This window comes from Marinobacter sp. M3C (assembly GCF_023311895.1).
Taxonomy (GTDB): domain Bacteria; phylum Pseudomonadota; class Gammaproteobacteria; order Pseudomonadales; family Oleiphilaceae; genus Marinobacter.
Genome location: NZ_CP092284.1, coordinates 4,728,466 through 4,744,408 on the forward strand (window position 1 = coordinate 4,728,466; position 15,943 = coordinate 4,744,408).

The window sequence follows — 15,943 nt, forward strand, 5'->3', positions numbered from 1 at the left end:
AGATTGATGTTTTTAATGAAGAATTATTAGTTTTACACAACGGAAAAGCTAATAATAAAATCGTAGTGATGCAATAATATTTTCTCAATTGTTTCAATGCTATCTTTGCTGTGGAAAGAACTATCGTCAGGAAACGCGTGTTAATGAATGAATCGCAGACCTCTCCGCCCGCGAACGACGAACATTGGATGAACCGGGCTCTGGCGCTGGCGGCACAGGCCGCCGCTCTGGGCGAGGTGCCGGTGGGGGCGGTCGTGGTGGTTGACGGCCAGGAAGTGGGAGCGGGTTTTAACAAGCCAATCAGCAGCTGCGACCCGACTGCCCACGCCGAAATCTGTGCCTTGCGCCAGGCCGCGGCCTACCTGAACAATTACCGGTTAAGCGGCGCCACGCTTTACGTTACACTGGAACCGTGCACCATGTGCGTGGGCGCGATTGTTCACAGCCGCATCAGCCGAGTGGTGTACGGCGCTACCGAGCCCAAAGCCGGCGCGGTGGAATCGGCCCGGCGTACCTTTGACGAACCTCACCTTAACTGGCGTGTTGAAACCCGTGGCGGTTTGTTGGCAGAGCCTTGCAGCCGTATTATCAGTGAGTTTTTCAGTCGTCGGCGCGAACTTAGGCGCCAGTTAGCCAAAACGGAGTAAATGAACATGAAAGTTCTCGTTACCGGCGGTGCCGGCTACATTGGCAGCCACGTCGTGCGCCAACTGGCTGCTGCAGGCCACGACATTGTGGTGTTCGACAATCTGTCCACCGGCTATCGCTGGGCCGTTACCGCCGGCAAACTGGTGGTGGGCGACCTGGCAGACCCGGAGGCCATTGACGCCGTATTCAGCCAACATCAGTTTGAAGCGGTACTGCACTTTGCAGCCAACATTGTGGTGCCGGAATCGGTCAGCAATCCCCTGAAGTACTACGCCAACAACACACGCAACACCCTGAATTTATTGCAGGCGGTTGAGCTCCATCAAACGCCTTACATGGTGTTTTCGTCCACCGCTGCAGTCTACGGTACGCCAGAGCAGACCGTGCTCACTGAAGACCTGCCGTTAGTACCCATCAATCCGTATGGCGCCTCTAAAATGATGAGCGAGCGGATGATTATGGATCTGGCCGCGGCATCGTCCCTGAATTACGTTATTTTGCGCTACTTCAACGTTGCCGGTGCCAACTCCGATGGCCTGCTGGGCCAGGCCACGCCGGAAGCCACCCACCTGATCAAAGTCGCCTGCGAATGTGCGACCGGCCAGCGCGAGGGCATGAGCGTATTCGGCACCGACTACGACACCCGAGATGGCACCTGCGTACGCGATTATATTCATGTGGAAGACCTGGCCAAGGCCCACGTGATGGCGCTGGACTACATGGCCCGTGGTGGTCAGTCTCAGGTGATGAACTGCGGCTACGGCCGCGGTTTTACCGTTGATGAAGTCATCAGCGTGGTCAAGCGCCTTTCGGGCGTAGACTTCCCGGTTGAGCGCAGTGTCCGCCGTGCGGGCGACCCGGCGGCGCTGATGGCCGATAACCAGCTGATCAAGCACACCTTGGGCTGGCAGCCGGATTACGACAATTTGGACACCATTGTGGGTACTGCCCTGGCGTGGGAAGGTATCTGGCAAACCCGCAAGCGCGAGCAATAGAACCGGCTCCGCAAGAATTCACAGTTACCCTTAATTTGCTTAGAACAGCAGGAAACGATTCATGAATATAACGATTTTTGGCACCGGTTACGTAGGATTGGTAACGGGCGCGTGCCTGGCAGATGTCGGTCATAACGTGCTGTGCATGGATGTGGATCAGGCCAAGATCGCAAAGCTGGAAAACGGTCAGATTCCCATCTACGAGCCCGGTCTGGAAAATATTGTGCGGCACACAGTGGAAGCCGGGCGCCTGTCCTTTACCATCGACGCTGAAAAAGCGGTAAAGCACAGCAATCTGCAGTTTATCGCTGTAGGTACGCCGCCAGACGAAGATGGCTCCGCCGACCTGCAATACGTCACCGCGGTAGCCCGCTCCATCGGCCAGTATATGGACGATTACACGGTGGTGGTTGATAAATCGACCGTACCGGTCGGCACGGCCGATAAGGTCAAAGCTGCAGTGCGTGCGCAACTAGATAGCCGCGGCCTGACGTTGGAATTCGATGTGGTGTCGAATCCGGAATTCCTCAAAGAAGGCGCGGCGATTAACGATTTCATGAAGCCGGATCGAATCATCATCGGCTGCGACAGCGATCGTGCTGCGAAGCTGCTGCAGGAAGTGTATTACCCGTTTAACCGTAATCACGACCGCATGGTGTACATGGACATCCGTTCCGCCGAGCTGACCAAGTACGCCGCCAACGCGCTACTGGCCACCAAAATCAGCTTCATGAACGAAATTGCCAACCTGGCAGAGCGCCTGGGCGCCGACATCGAAGCCGTGCGCCGCGGTATTGGTTCAGATCCCCGTATCGGTTACCACTTTATTTACCCCGGCTGCGGTTACGGCGGTTCCTGCTTCCCCAAAGACGTGCAGGCCCTGGCCCGCACCGCCGAAAGCATTGGTTACGAGGCCAAGCTTCTGAACGCGGTGGAATCCGTCAACTACGCCCAGAAGCACGTGCTGTTTGACAAAATCAGCCACTATTTCCGTGGCGATCTGAAGGGCAAGGTTGTGGGCCTTTGGGGCCTGGCGTTCAAGCCCAACACCGACGACATGCGCGAAGCCTCGGCCCGCACCCTGATGGAAGACCTGTGGAAAGCCGGCGCAACCGTGCAAGCGTTTGACCCTGAAGCCATGGAAGAAACCCAGCGCATCTACGGTGACGAAGCGCGCCTGACCCTATGCGGAACCAAAGAGCAGGCCATTAAAGGCGCCGACGTGCTGGCGATCTGTACCGAATGGAAAGAATTCCGCTCGCCAGATTTCAAGGCCATTGCCGGAACCATCAAGCATCCCGTTGTATTTGACGGCCGCAACCTCTATGAGCCGGAAATGCTGGAACGCCACGGCCTGGTGTATTACGCCATCGGCCGCGGCCGCAACCAGTTCCACAGTGAATAGCAGGAAGCGGCATGGCAAACATTAACGACTTTAGCCTCCACCGGCGCCTGGAAGCTGACACACACAGTCTGGGCCAAAGCCGTTTGTGCGAGCTGCGACTGATGAACGACAGCACCTGGCCCTGGGTGATACTGGTGCCCATGCGCGGAAGCACTCGCGAGATTTATGAGCTTGAAGAAGCTGATCAGCAGCGTTTGTTGTGGGAGTCGTCAGAGATCAGCCGTGCCATGATGGAACTGTTCGACGGCGATAAAATGAACATCGCTGCACTGGGCAACATGGTACCGCAGCTTCATTTGCACCATATCGTACGTTACCAAGACGACCCGGCCTGGCCTGGCCCGGTGTGGGGTACGCAGCCTCCAGTGGCCTATGGTGAAGCGGAACTCGCCCGCGTACGCGAGCTGCTAGAGTCGGTTTTGGCGAGGCTGTTTTAAAGCTTGTCACAGCCTTTGGCGCCCATTTCCTGGGCGCCTAACAACACCATCCGCAGCTCAATCTTCAGTTTAACTTTCAGCTGTTCCTGAATCTCCGCACTGGCATCCAGCGCTTCCGCTCCTTGGCTGAAAACCAGCGCCACCATAGCCTCGGCCACCAACTTGGGCTCCGCCAGAGGGTGGCCTTCTGCGGCGGCAAAGCGGCGCAAATCCACCGCCAGTTCCGTTGCCACATGATCAATCTCGGCTTTAATCGCGGTCCGAAAATGCTCCGACAGCCCGGTGCGCTCCCGCAGCATCAAGCGGAACAGGTTGGCGTTGCCCTGCAAATATTCCATAAAGGTATCAATAGAGGTCGCGATAGCGCTGCCATCATCGCCGTTGCGAACAATGCGCCGGCGGGCTTGACGCATCAGCTGGCGCAACGCCACGCCGCCTTCGTCCACCAGAGTCATGCCCAGCTCGTCCAGATCCGCGAAATGGCGATAGAATGACGTAGGTGCAAGCCCAGCCTGGCGCGTCACTTCACGCAGGCTAAGGCTGCCAAAACTGCGGTCGGCGCTTAACTGGGCAAGGGCAGCATCCATTAAGGCGCGGCGGGTACGGCTTTTCTGCTCAGCACGGGACGACAAAATAGTGACTCCAAAAACGGCTTAGAGCGCATATTCTAGTCAGCTAACAAGGCTGCGTCACTTAGCGTTAAGGCCGTTATGATGACAGGCCTCAAACTGGCCTGATTTTCACACCCATTCTGTTTATAATATGGCGCCATTACAGTATTGTTCGCGGAAATTAGCGGGTCAGAATCAACTTAACGGCGCTCGCTCGCTTTCCCGACGTTAAAACGCGAACGCCGTAAAAATATTTTAGTATTCAAACATCAGACACCACACAGAACGGGAACCGGTATGCGCAGTCATTATTGCGGTGAGATCAACGAATCTCACATTGATCAGGAAGTTACACTTTGCGGATGGGTACATCGCCGCCGTGACCACGGTGGGGTTATCTTCCTGGATCTGCGCGATCGGGACGGACTCTCACAGGTAGTGGTAGACCCAGATGTTCCCGAAAGTTTTGCGCTGGCGGAAAAAGTCCGCAGCGAATACGTGGTGAAAATTACCGGCCGTGTACGTCGTCGTCCTGCCGGCACCGAAAACGGCAACATGGCCACCGGCCAGGTTGAACTGTTGGGCAAAGAAGTGACCATTCTGAACGCCGCGGCCACGCCGCCTTTCCCGCTGGACCAACACGTTGATGTGGGCGAAGACGTACGCCTGCGCTACCGCTTTATAGATCTGCGCCGCCCGGAAATGCTGAATCGCCTGCGCTTTCGCTCGCGGGTCACCAGCTATATCCGCAATTATTTAGACAGCAACGGCTTTATGGATGTGGAAACTCCCATCCTGACCCGTGCGACCCCGGAAGGCGCCCGCGACTATCTGGTGCCTAGCCGTACCCACGAAGGCTCCTTCTTCGCGCTGCCGCAGTCGCCGCAGCTGTTCAAGCAGATGCTGATGGTGTCCGGTGTCGACCGTTACTACCAGATCGCCAAATGCTTCCGCGATGAAGACCTGCGCGCTGACCGCCAGCCGGAATTTACACAGATAGACGTCGAAGCGTCGTTTGTGAATGAAGAAGACCTGATGAATCTGAACGAGGGCATGATTCGCGCCCTGTTCAAAGATGTCATGGAAGTAGAACTGCCAGACTTCCCGCGTATGCCGTATTCCGAAGCTATGGACCGCTATGGCAGCGACAAGCCGGATCTGCGTATTCCGCTGGAACTGCAAAGCGTAGACGACCTGGTTGCCAATGTAGACTTCAAAGTGTTCGCCGGCCCTGCCAGCGATGCCAATGGCCGTGTTGCTGCACTGCGTGTGCCCAACGGTGGCTCACTCAGCCGCAAACAGATTGACGAATACACCAAGTACGTCGGCATTTACGGTGCCCGCGGGCTGGCTTACATCAAAATCAACGAGCTGGCCAAAGGCGCTGAAGGGCTGCAGTCGCCCATCGTTAAGTTTTTGGGCGCCGATGTTGCGCTGTCGATTATTGAACGCGTTGGCGGCCAAGACGGCGACATCGTGTTCTTTGGTGCCGATAAAACCAATGTGGTGAATGAAGCCTTGGGTGCGCTGCGCATCAAAGTCGGCCACGATCTGAATCTGCTGACCTGTCAATGGGCGCCGATCTGGGTAGTGGATTTCCCCATGTTCGAAGAGTTGCCTGATGGCGGCCTGACCGCTATTCACCATCCGTTCACCGCGCCTTCGTGTTCGCCGGAAGAGCTGGCGGCCAACCCGGCCACTGCGCTGTCCCGCGCTTACGACATGGTTCTGAACGGCACCGAATTAGGCGGCGGTTCCATCCGTATTCACAGCCAGCAAATGCAGCAGGAAGTGTTCCGCATTCTGGGTATTAGTGAAGAAGAATCCCGCGCCAAATTTGGCTTCCTACTGGACGCACTGAAGTTTGGTTGCCCACCCCACGGTGGCCTGGCCTTTGGCCTGGACCGCCTGGTGATGCTGATGACCGGTTCCAGTTCCATTCGCGACGTGATTGCGTTTCCGAAAACCCAAAGCGCCACCTGCCTGATGACCCAGGCGCCCGGCGCGGTCGACGAAAAGCAGCTGCTCGAGCTGCACATTCGCCTGCGTAAATCGGCTAAAGATGTCGAAGGCAATATTGCGGGTACTGATCGTATCGTCGACAATAGCGACGTCGACGGTAACGCCTGATCCGTGCCCATAATCCTCGGCGTTGATCCCGGCTCGCGCATTACCGGCTACGGTATTATCCGCGTCGAGGGCAGGCACACTGAATACATCGACAGTGGCTGCATCCGCGTGGGTGAAAAGCTCATGGCGGAGCGGCTACGAGTGATTTTTCAAAGCCTGGTCACGCTGATTGCGGAATTTCGCCCCGAGGAATTTGCCATAGAGCAAGTGTTTATGGCTCGCAATCCGGACTCTGCCCTGAAGCTGGGGCAGGCCCGCGGTGCGGCTATTGTAGCCGCAGCCACCAGCGGTCTGGAAGTGCACGAATACTCGGCGCGCCAAGTAAAGCAGGCGGTGGTGGGGTCAGGCGCCGCCGAAAAAGCCCAGGTGCAGCATATGGTGCAGGTGCTTTTGAGCCTCTCGCGCAAGCCTCAAGAGGATGCCGCCGATGCCCTTGCCATAGCGCTTTGCCACGCTCACATGAATCAGAGCCTGTTGCGTGTAGCCGGGCAGGGCGGTAAGGCCCGCAGCGGGCGAATGCGGCAGCAATAACCGACATCCAACCGGCACCCGTGCCAGGAGCCTTGATGTGATTGGTCGTATCCGCGGCATTTTGCTGGAAAAAAAGCCGGCCCAGGCGATTGTTGAATGCCAGGGACTGGGTTATGAGATTGATATCCCCCTTTCTACCTTCCTTAACTTGCCCGATCCGGGGCAGGAACTCACATTACACACTCATTTTGTCGTTCGCGAAGACGCTCAAAGCCTGTTTGGTTTTTCCTCCAGGCTGGATCGCGACCTGTTTCGCCTGCTGATAAAAGTGAATGGTGTGGGTCCCAAGCTGGCCGTGGGCATTCTGTCCGGGTTGAACGCCGGCCAGTTTATTCGCAGCGTGCAGGCGCGAGACACCAGCGCCCTGGTAAAACTGCCCGGTGTGGGCAAAAAAACCGCCGAACGCCTGCTGATCGAGATGACAGACAGGATAGGTCAGCTGGAAGGGCAATTTGAACTGACGGCCGCGTCCGCTTCTGGTGTAACGCTGCCCGCTAACGGCACGCCGGCGGCGAACGACCCCCGCGAAGAAGCCGAAGCAGCCCTGATAGTGCTGGGTTACAAACCCCAGGAAGCCGCCAAGGCCATCAGCCGTATTGCCGAAGATGGCATGACTAATGAACAGCTGATTCGCATGGCGCTGCGCAATATGATACCAACGGTGTGACATGGCTTTAATGTGCAGAGCACTGGCGCCGAACCTTGCGTCAGCGTAACGTGACAGCCTGCACAACCTTTGTACAATTGCCACGTTTTCAAACAGTCCTGATAAAAGAGCCGCTTACACAATGATCGAATCTGATCGCCTGATTTCGGCCAAGACCGCCGACTACGAAGACGTTCAGGACCGCGCTATTCGCCCTAAATTGCTGGCGGACTACGTAGGTCAGCCGTCGGTCCGCGAGCAGATGGATATTTTTATTTCTGCGGCCCGCAACCGTCAGGAAGCGCTGGATCACGTGTTGATATTTGGTCCGCCCGGGTTGGGTAAAACCACTCTGGCCAATATTATTGCCAATGAAATGGGTGTGGCGATCAAAACCACCTCGGGTCCGGTATTGGAAAAAGCCGGTGATCTGGCGGCCATGTTGACCAACCTTGAAGCTGGCGACGTGTTGTTTATCGATGAAATCCATCGTTTGAGCGCAGCGGTTGAAGAAATTCTTTATCCGGCGATGGAAGACTATCAGCTGGACATTATGATTGGCGAAGGCCCGGCGGCGCGCTCGATCAAGCTCGATTTGCCACCGTTTACCTTGATAGGCGCCACCACTCGGGCAGGCTTGCTGACGTCGCCCTTGCGGGATCGTTTTGGCATTGTGCAGCGTCTGGAGTTTTACAACAACGCCGACCTGACCCGTATTATTCTGCGTTCGGCGCGGCTGTCGTCGGTACATATTGACGAGGCCGGTGCGTTTGAAATGGCGCGCCGTTCCCGCGGCACACCGCGTATCGCCAACCGCCTGTTGCGCAGGGTTCGGGATTACGCCGAAGTGCGCGCAGATGGCCGTATTACGGCCGATATCGCCGACTTGGCGCTGAACATGCTGAAAGTGGACGATCAGGGATTTGATCACATGGACCGGCGTCTGTTACTGGCGATGATCGAAAAGTTTGACGGTGGCCCGGTGGGCGTCGAAAGCCTGGCCGCTGCCATCAGCGAAGAGCGCGGCACGATTGAAGACGTGCTGGAACCGTTTTTGATTCAGCAGGGTTTTATGCTGCGGACCCCTCGCGGGCGCATGGTCACCAACCACGCCTACCAGCATTTTGGCGTAGTGCGTGGAGCAGCAAACGGAGAAGGCGCGCCGCCGCCGGCAAATGGAGCGGTTGCTGATGACTGAACTCATCAGCAACCGTTTTGTTTTACCGGTACGGGTTTACATTGAAGACACCGACGCCGGCGGCATTGTTTTTCACGCCAACTATCTGAACTACATGGAGCGTGCCCGTACCGAGTGGCTCCGCAGCCATGGCATTGGCCTGCGTGCCGGCCTGGCCGACAACGTCAGTTATGTTGTGCAGCGTATGGAACTGTATTACCGCGCCCCTGCAAAGCTTGATGACATGCTGGAAGTTCGCGCTGTACCAATTTCCTTTGGTAGGGTGTGGATGAAGTTTCGCGAACAAGTCGTGCGCCAGTGCGATCAGAAGCTGTTGTGCGAGGCCAGCGTTACGGTCGCTTGCGTAACCATGGACACTGGTCGGCCCCAGCGTTTACCCGCTAATATGACCAGCCTGCTTGAGCAGCAGGTGCAATGGGGCGAGTCGCTACAGAGCGCAAAGCTGCTTTAGAAAAGTTTGAAGATTTGTTAAAAAAGTGATTTGAAATGCCGTCCAAAAAATGGATTAAAGAATTTTCTGAAGAATCATCAAAATAACCGGGAGTAGAAGGTGGAATCTGAAATTTCGGTCTGGTATCTGATTTCCAACGCCGGTGTGCTAGTGCAGTTGGTGATGCTGTTATTACTGCTGGCGTCGGTAGCGTCTTGGGCGCTGATCCTGCAACGCGTTCAGGTATTTCGTAAAGCCCAGCAGTCACGGCTGGCATTTGAAGAGCGGTTCTGGTCAGGCATGGACCTGGGCCAGCTGTACCGTGAGGTAGCCGCCGAGCCCACGCCGTTTTCCGGTATGGAGTCTATTTTTCGCGCTGGCTTCCGCGAGTTTTCCCGCCTGCGCCAGCAAAGCCAAGACGCAGGCGCGGTAATGGACGGCGCCCAGCGCGCCATGCGAGTCGCCTTTTCCCGCGAGCAGGAACGGTTGGAAGCCAGCCTGCCATTTCTGGCAACGGTGGGTTCTACCAGCCCTTACGTGGGTCTGTTTGGCACGGTGTGGGGCATTATGAACTCCTTTCGCGGGCTGGCACAGGTGCAGCAGGCAACGCTGGCCACAGTGGCGCCCGGTATTTCCGAGGCCTTGATTGCCACCGCTATGGGCTTGTTCGCCGCCATTCCTGCGGTTATAGCCTATAACCGTTTTGCTGCGCGCTCCGATGCTCTGCTGAAAAACTACGAAACCTTTGCTGAAGAGTTCTCCAGCATATTGCACCGCCGGGTCCACAGCGGCGACAGAGCTGCATCGTGAATCTCAATTCGCTGAAGGCAAGGGTGTAACCTTATGAAAGGTATGGGGATGATGCCGGAAAGCCGGCGCAAACCAATGTCTGAAATCAACGTGGTGCCCTACATCGACGTAATGTTGGTGTTGTTGGTCATTTTCATGGTGACCGCGCCCATGCTGACCCAAGGCGTTAAAGTGGATTTACCGCAAACCAGTTCCGACCCGATCCAGGCCGAGAAAGATGTGGAAGCGATTATCGTGTCGGTAGACAGCAACGGCGCCTATTATGTGGAAGTGGGTGATCGCGGCAGTGACCCAATGGCGCTGGAAGAGTTGCAGTCAGAAATTGCCAAAATTTTGTCCCAGCGCAGCAACAGCGAAGTATTGGTGCGTGGCGATGAACAGGTACGTTATGGCACGGTGGTACGCTTGATGTCGGCGCTGCAGTCGGCTGGCGCGGCCAATATCGGGCTGATTACCGAAGCGCCTCTGGACAAACCATGACGGCAGTGCAGGCGGGTTTGCGGTGAGCGGACGGGAGCGCGAGCAGAATAATGCTGGAACGCCAGCCTGGAAGTCGCCTGTGGCGGTTTCCGTTGGCTTGCACCTATTGATTTTGGTGATCGCCATTAGCGGTTGGAGCTTGAGCAACTCTAACTACGAACCACCACCGCGCAGCATTTCTGCCCGGCTGATCAGCCCTGAGCCGCGGCCGGCACCGGCCGTAACCGAGGTGGACCAGCCTGATGAAGCCGAACAGCGCCTGGTAGAAGATCGCAAGTTGCTCGAACAACAGCGTGAGGCGGAACAGCAACGCAAAGCCGAAGAGCAAAAGAAAAAACAGGAAGCAGACGCCCGCTCGCAACAGCAGGCGGAACAGAAACGCGAGGAACAGGCCCAAGATAAAGCCCGTGTACAGGCTGAAAAGCAGAAGCAGGCGCAGGCAACAGAGGCGGCAAAGCTGAAAGCCGACGCCGAAGCCAAAGAGCGGGCCAGGCAGAAAGCGGAACAGCAGGCCGAACGTCAGCGCCAGGAAGCAGAGCGCAAAGCCGAAGAGCAGAAGCAGCTGGAAGAACAGCGCAAAAAGGCAGAGGCAGAACGCCAGAAGCGCGAAAAGCAAGCCGAGCAGGAACGCGTAGAAGCCGAGCGTAAACGCCAGGAGGCAGAGCGCAGGCTGCGTGAGCAGAATTTGAAAGCACTGGCGCAACAGGCGACAGACGCAGAAGCTGACCAGGCGCGCAAATCACAACAGGCCGCGGCAGCCAGGGCGCAAGAAGCGCAAATGCTGACCGATGCAGAAAAGTACCAGGCGTTGATTCGCGAAAGCTTGAGCCGGGCCTGGTACCCGCCGTCGTCAGCTACCGAAGAGATGACAGCACGATTACAGATTTCCCTGCTGCCAACCGGTGAGTTGGTGAACGTAACGCTGGTGCGCGGTAGTGGTAATACAGCGTTTGATAACTCGGCCTTGAGTGCGGTGCGTTCATTGAACCGCTACCCTGTGCCTAAAGACCGGGACACGTTTGACAGCTACTTTCGCCAGTTTACCATTGAGTTCAACCCCAGTCGGTTGCGCTAGAATACGAGTAACAATATGACACAGGCTCTGAACATGACGTCGTTAACGACCCTGACAACCTCGATAACTTTGGCTAAAACCACCGTGCGCGCGGCGCTGATGTTGGTTTTGCTGCTAGCGACCAGCTTCCCGCTGCGCGCCGAGCTGCTGATCCGCATCACCGAAGGCGTCGATTCGGCGTTGCCTATCGCCGTCGTTCCGTTTGCCGAAAGTGGCGCTATCCCGCCGGGCGATACCCTGGCCGACATTGTGCAATCCGATCTGACCATGAGCAGCGAATTTCGCACTTTGCCAGCGGAAAAAATGCTCAGCCTGCCATCGCAGCGCTCCGAGGTGCACTTCCGTGATTGGCGGCTGCTGGGCCAGCGGTATGTGTTGGTCGGCCAGCTGACCCGCCAGGGTGAACGTCTCGAAGCCCGTTATGAGCTGTTTGATGTGAATCGCGAGGAGCGCATTTTGGGTGAGAGCGCGGGAGCGGCTCTGGGCGATCTTCGGACCTTGGCGCACCACGTCAGTGACCGGGTTTATGAGGCCATTACCGGCGAGCCGGGTGCTTTTTCAACGCAACTGGCGTATATAACCCGGGAAAACGTCGGCGATAAAGTTCGCTATCGTCTGCAGGTTAGCGATATTGATGGCAAACGGTCGCGGGTGCGTCTTGAAAGCGCTGAACCGATACTGTCGCCAGCTTGGTCACCGGATGGCAGTCGCTTGGCGTATGTGTCGTTTGAAACCGGCAAGCCGGCGATTTACGTGCACGAATTGTCCAGCGGAAAACGCACAAAAATTGCCGACTTTCGTGGTTTGAACTCGGCCCCGGCCTGGTCTCCTGACGGAAAATCCCTATTGATGACATTGTCTAAAGACGGCAATGCTGACATTTACCAGATGGATCTGGCCAGCCGTGATCTAACCAAACTCACCGACCACTGGGCCATTGAAACCGAAGGCAGTTACAGTGCCGGCGGAGACGAAATCTTCTTTACCTCTGACCGCTCTGGTGGCCCGCAAATCTACCGTCAGAAAGGTAAGGGCGAGCCGCGCAGGATAACCTTTGGTAGCCGCTACAACGCGCGCCCGAGGCCAGACCAAAAAGGCGAATTTGTGTATTACGTGCACCAGCGCAATAGCGGGTTTCACATTGCGCGCACCAATCTTGAAAGCGGGGAAGAAACCGTGCTTACCCGCACCGAATCCGATGAATCACCCAGTGTCTCCCCCAACGGACGCATGCTGATCTACGCTACCCGTCAGGGTGGTGCCAGCGTGCTGACGGTTATCTCGGCGGATGGCGGTGCAGCTTATAGCTTGCCCGCTACCGAAGGCGATGTCCGTGAGCCAGCGTGGGGCCCGCTGCCTCGGTAACTGGCTGGCCCAAAAAGGCCGGCGGGTGAGTGACGACGTAAACGCAGTTTTTGAATAATCGATGACCGTGTTTTAACCCATTGACGACAAATTTTTAACCTATTAATCACAAGGAAATGCTCATGAATTTTTCAGTTCAGTCCAAAGCCATTGCCATGCTGTTCTCGGTTGGCCTCATTGCCGGTTGTAGCTCTACTGGTGATCCGATGGAAGACGCCGATTACGGTTCCGATGTGTCAGCGGTAGACCAGCAGGGTGGCTCCACCGTGTACAGCGATGGCAGCCGTGACGGTGTATCGTCTTCACAGCTGAGCGAAGAAGAGCGTATGGCTGCACAGCAGCAGTCGCAACAGATGGCGCTGCGTGACGTTACCGTTTTCTACTTTGATTTTGACACCGCTGAAATCAACGCAGAATCCCGTGACGCGCTGGTTGCCCATGCCCGCTACCTGTCTACTAACCCGTCAATGAACGCCCGCCTGGAAGGCCATGCGGACGATCGTGGCACCAAAGAATACAACCTGGCCCTGGGCGAGCGCCGTGCTAACGCAGTGCAGCGCTTCCTGATCGTAAATGGCGCGTCACGTGGCCAGCTTGAAACCATCAGCTATGGTGAAGAAAAGCCAGCGGTACAGGGCATGAGCGACAGCGCCCGGTCCCAGAACCGTCGGGTAGAACTGATTTTTCGTTAACCGTTGCTGTTAGTATCAACAGGAACTTTTAGCATCCAACAGGTACGCCCATGACTATAAAGCTCATGGCGGCTGCCACCCTCCTGTTTGCGGTAACGCAGGCAGGAGTGGTGCTGGCACAGTCGTCGACACCGGCATTCCAGAATAATACGTCTGAGGCCAGCCGTCAGGCCGGCAATAATCAAGCGAGCGCAGAGTTGTTTTACATGCTGCAGCAGTTGCAGGGAGATTTACGGCGCCTGCAGGGTGAGATGGAAGAACAGCGCCATCTGGTAGAGCGCCTGGAACAACAGGGCCGCGATCGCTACATTGATCTTGACCAGCGTATTCTGAAGCTGACTGCAGCACAGCAGCAGGCTCAGGTGGCCGCCAGTGCCGCACCTGTGCCCGCAACGCCCGAAACTGCCAGCGTGCAAACCAAAGACTATCGTCAGCCCTCTGCTGAAGAAAGCAAAGCTTACAACAGCATTGTTGATCTGATCCGTAACCAGAAAAAATACGATCAGGCGATCACCCAAATTTATGAGTTTCTGGACACGTATCCCGAAGGTGACCTAACCGTGAACGCCTATTACTGGCTCGGCGAAGTCTATCTGGTAAAACCTCAGCTAGAGCAGGCCAAACAGGCCTTCAGTATTGTTGCCACGCGCTTTGCCGACCACCGCAAAGCCGCAGATTCAACTTACAAGCTTGGGGTTACTCTGGACAGGCTGGGCGAAAAGGAAGAGGCCGGACGGCGAATGCAAACGGTGGTAAAAAACTACCCGGACACCAGCGCGGCGAAGCTGGCTCAGAGCTATCTTGACGGCCAAAGCAGCGGCGGTTGAGGTTCGGCGTTTGGGAAAAATGAAAAAAACGGGCGCAAGGGGTTGATCACGCCTGAAAAATCATTAATATGTGCGCCTCGCTCAGGGTCGTTAGCTCAGTTGGTAGAGCAGTTGGCTTTTAACCAATTGGTCGATGGTTCGAATCCATCACGACCCACCAAACACCCGTCAGGGTCTTGCTAACGCAGTGTGTTAGCACAGATTGCTGTTATAGTGATCCGACGGTAAGCACTGAAGCGTTGCAGTGCTGCGGTGTTAAAGCAGTTTCAACGCGCAAGCACGCCGACCAACAGGCTGTTTGTTATTCAGTGAGCAATTTAGGGTCGTTAGCTCAGTTGGTAGAGCAGTTGGCTTTTAACCAATTGGTCGATGGTTCGAATCCATCACGACCCACCATTATTCAAGGTCTGCTGCAAAGCAGACCTTTTTTTTGTCTTTTTTTTTACCTTTGACTCATCGCTCCCGACGTTCCCACTTGTTCTCCGTCGCTTTTGCTCTGCTGCCAGGCGGTACACCGGAGTTTGAGATGATATACTCGTTCACAGAATGTCACTGCCAGAAAGCAATTGAGAGAAGCTTTAAATGACGAAAGCCGACGACCGTATCCTTGTTCAGGAATACCTGGCCCACGCCGCGGAGCCAAAGCCCCTTAGCGCTGAAGAAAAGGCGCGGCTTGAAGCTCGCATCAAGGCTGCTCTGAAGGAAAAAAACGCTGTTCTGGTGGCGCACTATTACGTCGACCCAGACATTCAGCGCCTGGCTGAAGAAAGCGGTGGCTGTGTCGCCGACTCCCTGGAAATGGCCCGATTTGGCAATCAACATCCCGCGTCTACCGTGGTGGTGGCCGGCGTTCGTTTTATGGGCGAAACCGCTAAAATCCTGAATCCGGAAAAAACCGTTCTAATGCCTACCCTGGAGGCCACCTGCTCGCTAGATGTAGGTTGCCCGGTGGATGAGTTTTCAGCTTTCTGCGACGAACATCCAGACCGCACTGTGGTGGTGTACGCCAACACCTCGGCGGCAGTTAAAGCTCGCGCTGATTGGGTAGTCACCTCAAGCTGCGCCCAGGCCATTGTGGAATCGCTGGACGCCCGCGGTGAAAAGATCCTGTGGGCGCCAGACAAACATCTGGGCCATTGGGTGCAGAAAACCACCGGCGCCGATATGTTGCTGTGGAATGGCTCCTGCATTGTGCACGAAGAGTTCAAACACCGTGGCCTGGAAGATCTGAAAGCGCTTTACCCGGATGCTGCCGTATTGGTACACCCGGAATCACCGGATGCGGTCGTGGAACTGGCCGACGTTGTAGGGTCTACCTCACAGTTGATCAACGCCGTACAAACCCTGCCGAACGAACGCTTTATTGTGGCGACCGACAACGGCATTTTTTATAAAATGCAGCAGCTGGCGCCCAACAAGACCCTGATTGAAGCGCCTACCGCCGGTAACGGTGCGACCTGCCGCAGCTGCGCCCAGTGTCCGTGGATGGCTATGAATGGGCTGGAAAACCTGCTGGCCGTGCTGGAAGCGCCAAAGGGCCAGGCCAGCAATCAGGAAGTGCTGGTAGACGAAGCCCTGCGTAAAGACGCTCTGCGGCCTTTACAGCGCATGCTGGATTTTACCGCCAACATGAGTCTGAAGGCGGCCGGCAACGCCTGAAACG

Annotated in this window: 17 protein-coding genes and 2 tRNA genes; 18 read left to right on the forward strand and 1 reads right to left on the reverse strand. The window is 56.2% G+C overall.

The window, feature by feature from the left end; all coding sequences use genetic code 11:
• The first annotated feature begins 143 nt into the window (after positions 1-143).
• The 4 genes from tadA (at position 144) to MIH18_RS22215 (ending at position 3,485) form a co-directional block, all read left to right on the forward strand.
• Positions 144-647 carry a tRNA adenosine(34) deaminase TadA gene (gene tadA, locus MIH18_RS22200; RefSeq protein ID WP_249005150.1) on the forward strand — a complete coding sequence of 168 codons (504 nt, stop codon included), beginning with the start codon at positions 144-146 and terminating at the stop codon, positions 645-647.
• A gap of 6 nt (positions 648-653) precedes the next feature.
• On the forward strand, positions 654-1,643 hold the full coding sequence (gene galE, locus MIH18_RS22205) for a UDP-glucose 4-epimerase GalE (protein WP_249005149.1): 990 nt from the start codon (positions 654-656) through the stop codon (positions 1,641-1,643).
• A gap of 61 nt (positions 1,644-1,704) precedes the next feature.
• Positions 1,705-3,048, forward strand: a complete 1,344-nt coding sequence (locus MIH18_RS22210; protein WP_249005148.1) for a UDP-glucose/GDP-mannose dehydrogenase family protein — start codon at positions 1,705-1,707, stop codon at positions 3,046-3,048.
• An 11-nt stretch (positions 3,049-3,059) separates the two neighbouring features.
• The gene (locus MIH18_RS22215) at positions 3,060-3,485 is read left to right on the forward strand and encodes an HIT family protein (protein WP_249013506.1); all 426 of its coding nucleotides are present in this window, start codon (positions 3,060-3,062) and stop codon (positions 3,483-3,485) included.
• Here the strand turns inward: MIH18_RS22215 and fabR are convergent.
• A complete protein-coding gene (fabR, locus tag MIH18_RS22220) occupies positions 3,482-4,117 on the reverse strand; it encodes an HTH-type transcriptional repressor FabR (protein ID WP_349292873.1) in 636 nt (211 codons plus the stop codon). The two genes, MIH18_RS22215 and fabR, sit on opposite strands and share 4 nt — an antisense overlap.
• Before the next feature lie 276 nt (positions 4,118-4,393).
• On the opposite strand from fabR, the gene aspS reads away from it, so the two are divergent.
• The 14 genes from aspS to nadA all read left to right on the forward strand — a co-directional run bounded on the left by aspS (position 4,394) and on the right by nadA (position 15,939).
• On the forward strand, positions 4,394-6,226 hold the full coding sequence (gene aspS / locus MIH18_RS22225) for an aspartate--tRNA ligase (RefSeq protein WP_249005146.1): 1,833 nt from the start codon (positions 4,394-4,396) through the stop codon (positions 6,224-6,226).
• A 3-nt stretch (positions 6,227-6,229) separates the two neighbouring features.
• Positions 6,230-6,757, forward strand: coding sequence for a crossover junction endodeoxyribonuclease RuvC (gene ruvC / locus MIH18_RS22230; protein WP_249005145.1), 528 nt, complete (start codon positions 6,230-6,232; stop codon positions 6,755-6,757).
• Between the two features lie 37 nt (positions 6,758-6,794).
• The gene (gene ruvA / locus MIH18_RS22235) at positions 6,795-7,424 is read left to right on the forward strand and encodes a Holliday junction branch migration protein RuvA (protein WP_249013507.1); all 630 of its coding nucleotides are present in this window, start codon (positions 6,795-6,797) and stop codon (positions 7,422-7,424) included.
• 121 nt (positions 7,425-7,545) lie between these two features.
• Positions 7,546-8,601 (forward strand): Holliday junction branch migration DNA helicase RuvB, encoded by a 1,056-nt coding sequence (ruvB, locus tag MIH18_RS22240; protein WP_249005143.1) that lies wholly within the window; start codon positions 7,546-7,548, stop codon positions 8,599-8,601.
• Complete coding sequence (gene ybgC, locus MIH18_RS22245; protein WP_249005142.1) at positions 8,594-9,052, forward strand: tol-pal system-associated acyl-CoA thioesterase; 459 nt, start codon at positions 8,594-8,596, stop codon at positions 9,050-9,052. The genes ruvB and ybgC overlap by 8 nt, the downstream gene beginning before the upstream one ends.
• 99 nt (positions 9,053-9,151) lie before the next feature.
• A complete protein-coding gene (gene tolQ, locus MIH18_RS22250) occupies positions 9,152-9,841 on the forward strand; it encodes a protein TolQ (protein ID WP_249005141.1) in 690 nt (229 codons plus the stop codon).
• A 33-nt stretch (positions 9,842-9,874) separates the two neighbouring features.
• Positions 9,875-10,321, forward strand: a complete 447-nt coding sequence (gene tolR, locus MIH18_RS22255; RefSeq protein WP_249005140.1) for a protein TolR — start codon at positions 9,875-9,877, stop codon at positions 10,319-10,321.
• A gap of 79 nt (positions 10,322-10,400) precedes the next feature.
• On the forward strand, positions 10,401-11,396 hold the full coding sequence (gene tolA, locus MIH18_RS22260; protein ID WP_249014664.1) for a cell envelope integrity protein TolA: 996 nt from the start codon (positions 10,401-10,403) through the stop codon (positions 11,394-11,396).
• A gap of 33 nt (positions 11,397-11,429) precedes the next feature.
• Positions 11,430-12,761, forward strand: a complete 1,332-nt coding sequence (gene tolB / locus MIH18_RS22265; protein WP_249013508.1) for a Tol-Pal system beta propeller repeat protein TolB — start codon at positions 11,430-11,432, stop codon at positions 12,759-12,761.
• Between the two features lie 122 nt (positions 12,762-12,883).
• Positions 12,884-13,453, forward strand: coding sequence for a peptidoglycan-associated lipoprotein Pal (gene pal, locus MIH18_RS22270; protein WP_249005138.1), 570 nt, complete (start codon positions 12,884-12,886; stop codon positions 13,451-13,453).
• Positions 13,454-13,503: 50 nt separating this feature from the next.
• Positions 13,504-14,280, forward strand: coding sequence for a tol-pal system protein YbgF (ybgF, locus tag MIH18_RS22275; protein WP_249005137.1), 777 nt, complete (start codon positions 13,504-13,506; stop codon positions 14,278-14,280).
• A gap of 84 nt (positions 14,281-14,364) precedes the next feature.
• A tRNA-Lys gene (locus tag MIH18_RS22280) sits at positions 14,365-14,440 on the forward strand.
• Positions 14,441-14,600: 160 nt separating this feature from the next.
• Positions 14,601-14,676 (forward strand) — tRNA-Lys (locus MIH18_RS22285).
• A gap of 186 nt (positions 14,677-14,862) precedes the next feature.
• A complete protein-coding gene (gene nadA / locus MIH18_RS22290; protein ID WP_249005136.1) occupies positions 14,863-15,939 on the forward strand; it encodes a quinolinate synthase NadA in 1,077 nt (358 codons plus the stop codon).
• The last annotated feature ends 4 nt before the right edge of the window (positions 15,940-15,943 follow it).

Coding starts and splice junctions, on each gene's coding strand:
- tadA (WP_249005150.1), top strand. CDS start 144: ATGAATGAATCGCAGACCTCTCCGCCCGCGAACGACGAACATTGGATG.
- MIH18_RS22210 (WP_249005148.1), top strand. CDS start 1,705: ATGAATATAACGATTTTTGGCACCGGTTACGTAGGATTGGTAACGGGC.
- ruvB (WP_249005143.1), top strand. CDS start 7,546: ATGATCGAATCTGATCGCCTGATTTCGGCCAAGACCGCCGACTACGAA.
- MIH18_RS22215 (WP_249013506.1), top strand. CDS start 3,060: ATGGCAAACATTAACGACTTTAGCCTCCACCGGCGCCTGGAAGCTGAC.
- tolB (WP_249013508.1), top strand. CDS start 11,430: ATGACGTCGTTAACGACCCTGACAACCTCGATAACTTTGGCTAAAACC.
- aspS (WP_249005146.1), top strand. CDS start 4,394: ATGCGCAGTCATTATTGCGGTGAGATCAACGAATCTCACATTGATCAG.
- ybgF (WP_249005137.1), top strand. CDS start 13,504: ATGACTATAAAGCTCATGGCGGCTGCCACCCTCCTGTTTGCGGTAACG.
- galE (WP_249005149.1), top strand. CDS start 654: ATGAAAGTTCTCGTTACCGGCGGTGCCGGCTACATTGGCAGCCACGTC.
- pal (WP_249005138.1), top strand. CDS start 12,884: ATGAATTTTTCAGTTCAGTCCAAAGCCATTGCCATGCTGTTCTCGGTT.
- tolR (WP_249005140.1), top strand. CDS start 9,875: ATGAAAGGTATGGGGATGATGCCGGAAAGCCGGCGCAAACCAATGTCT.
- ybgC (WP_249005142.1), top strand. CDS start 8,594: ATGACTGAACTCATCAGCAACCGTTTTGTTTTACCGGTACGGGTTTAC.
- nadA (WP_249005136.1), top strand. CDS start 14,863: ATGACGAAAGCCGACGACCGTATCCTTGTTCAGGAATACCTGGCCCAC.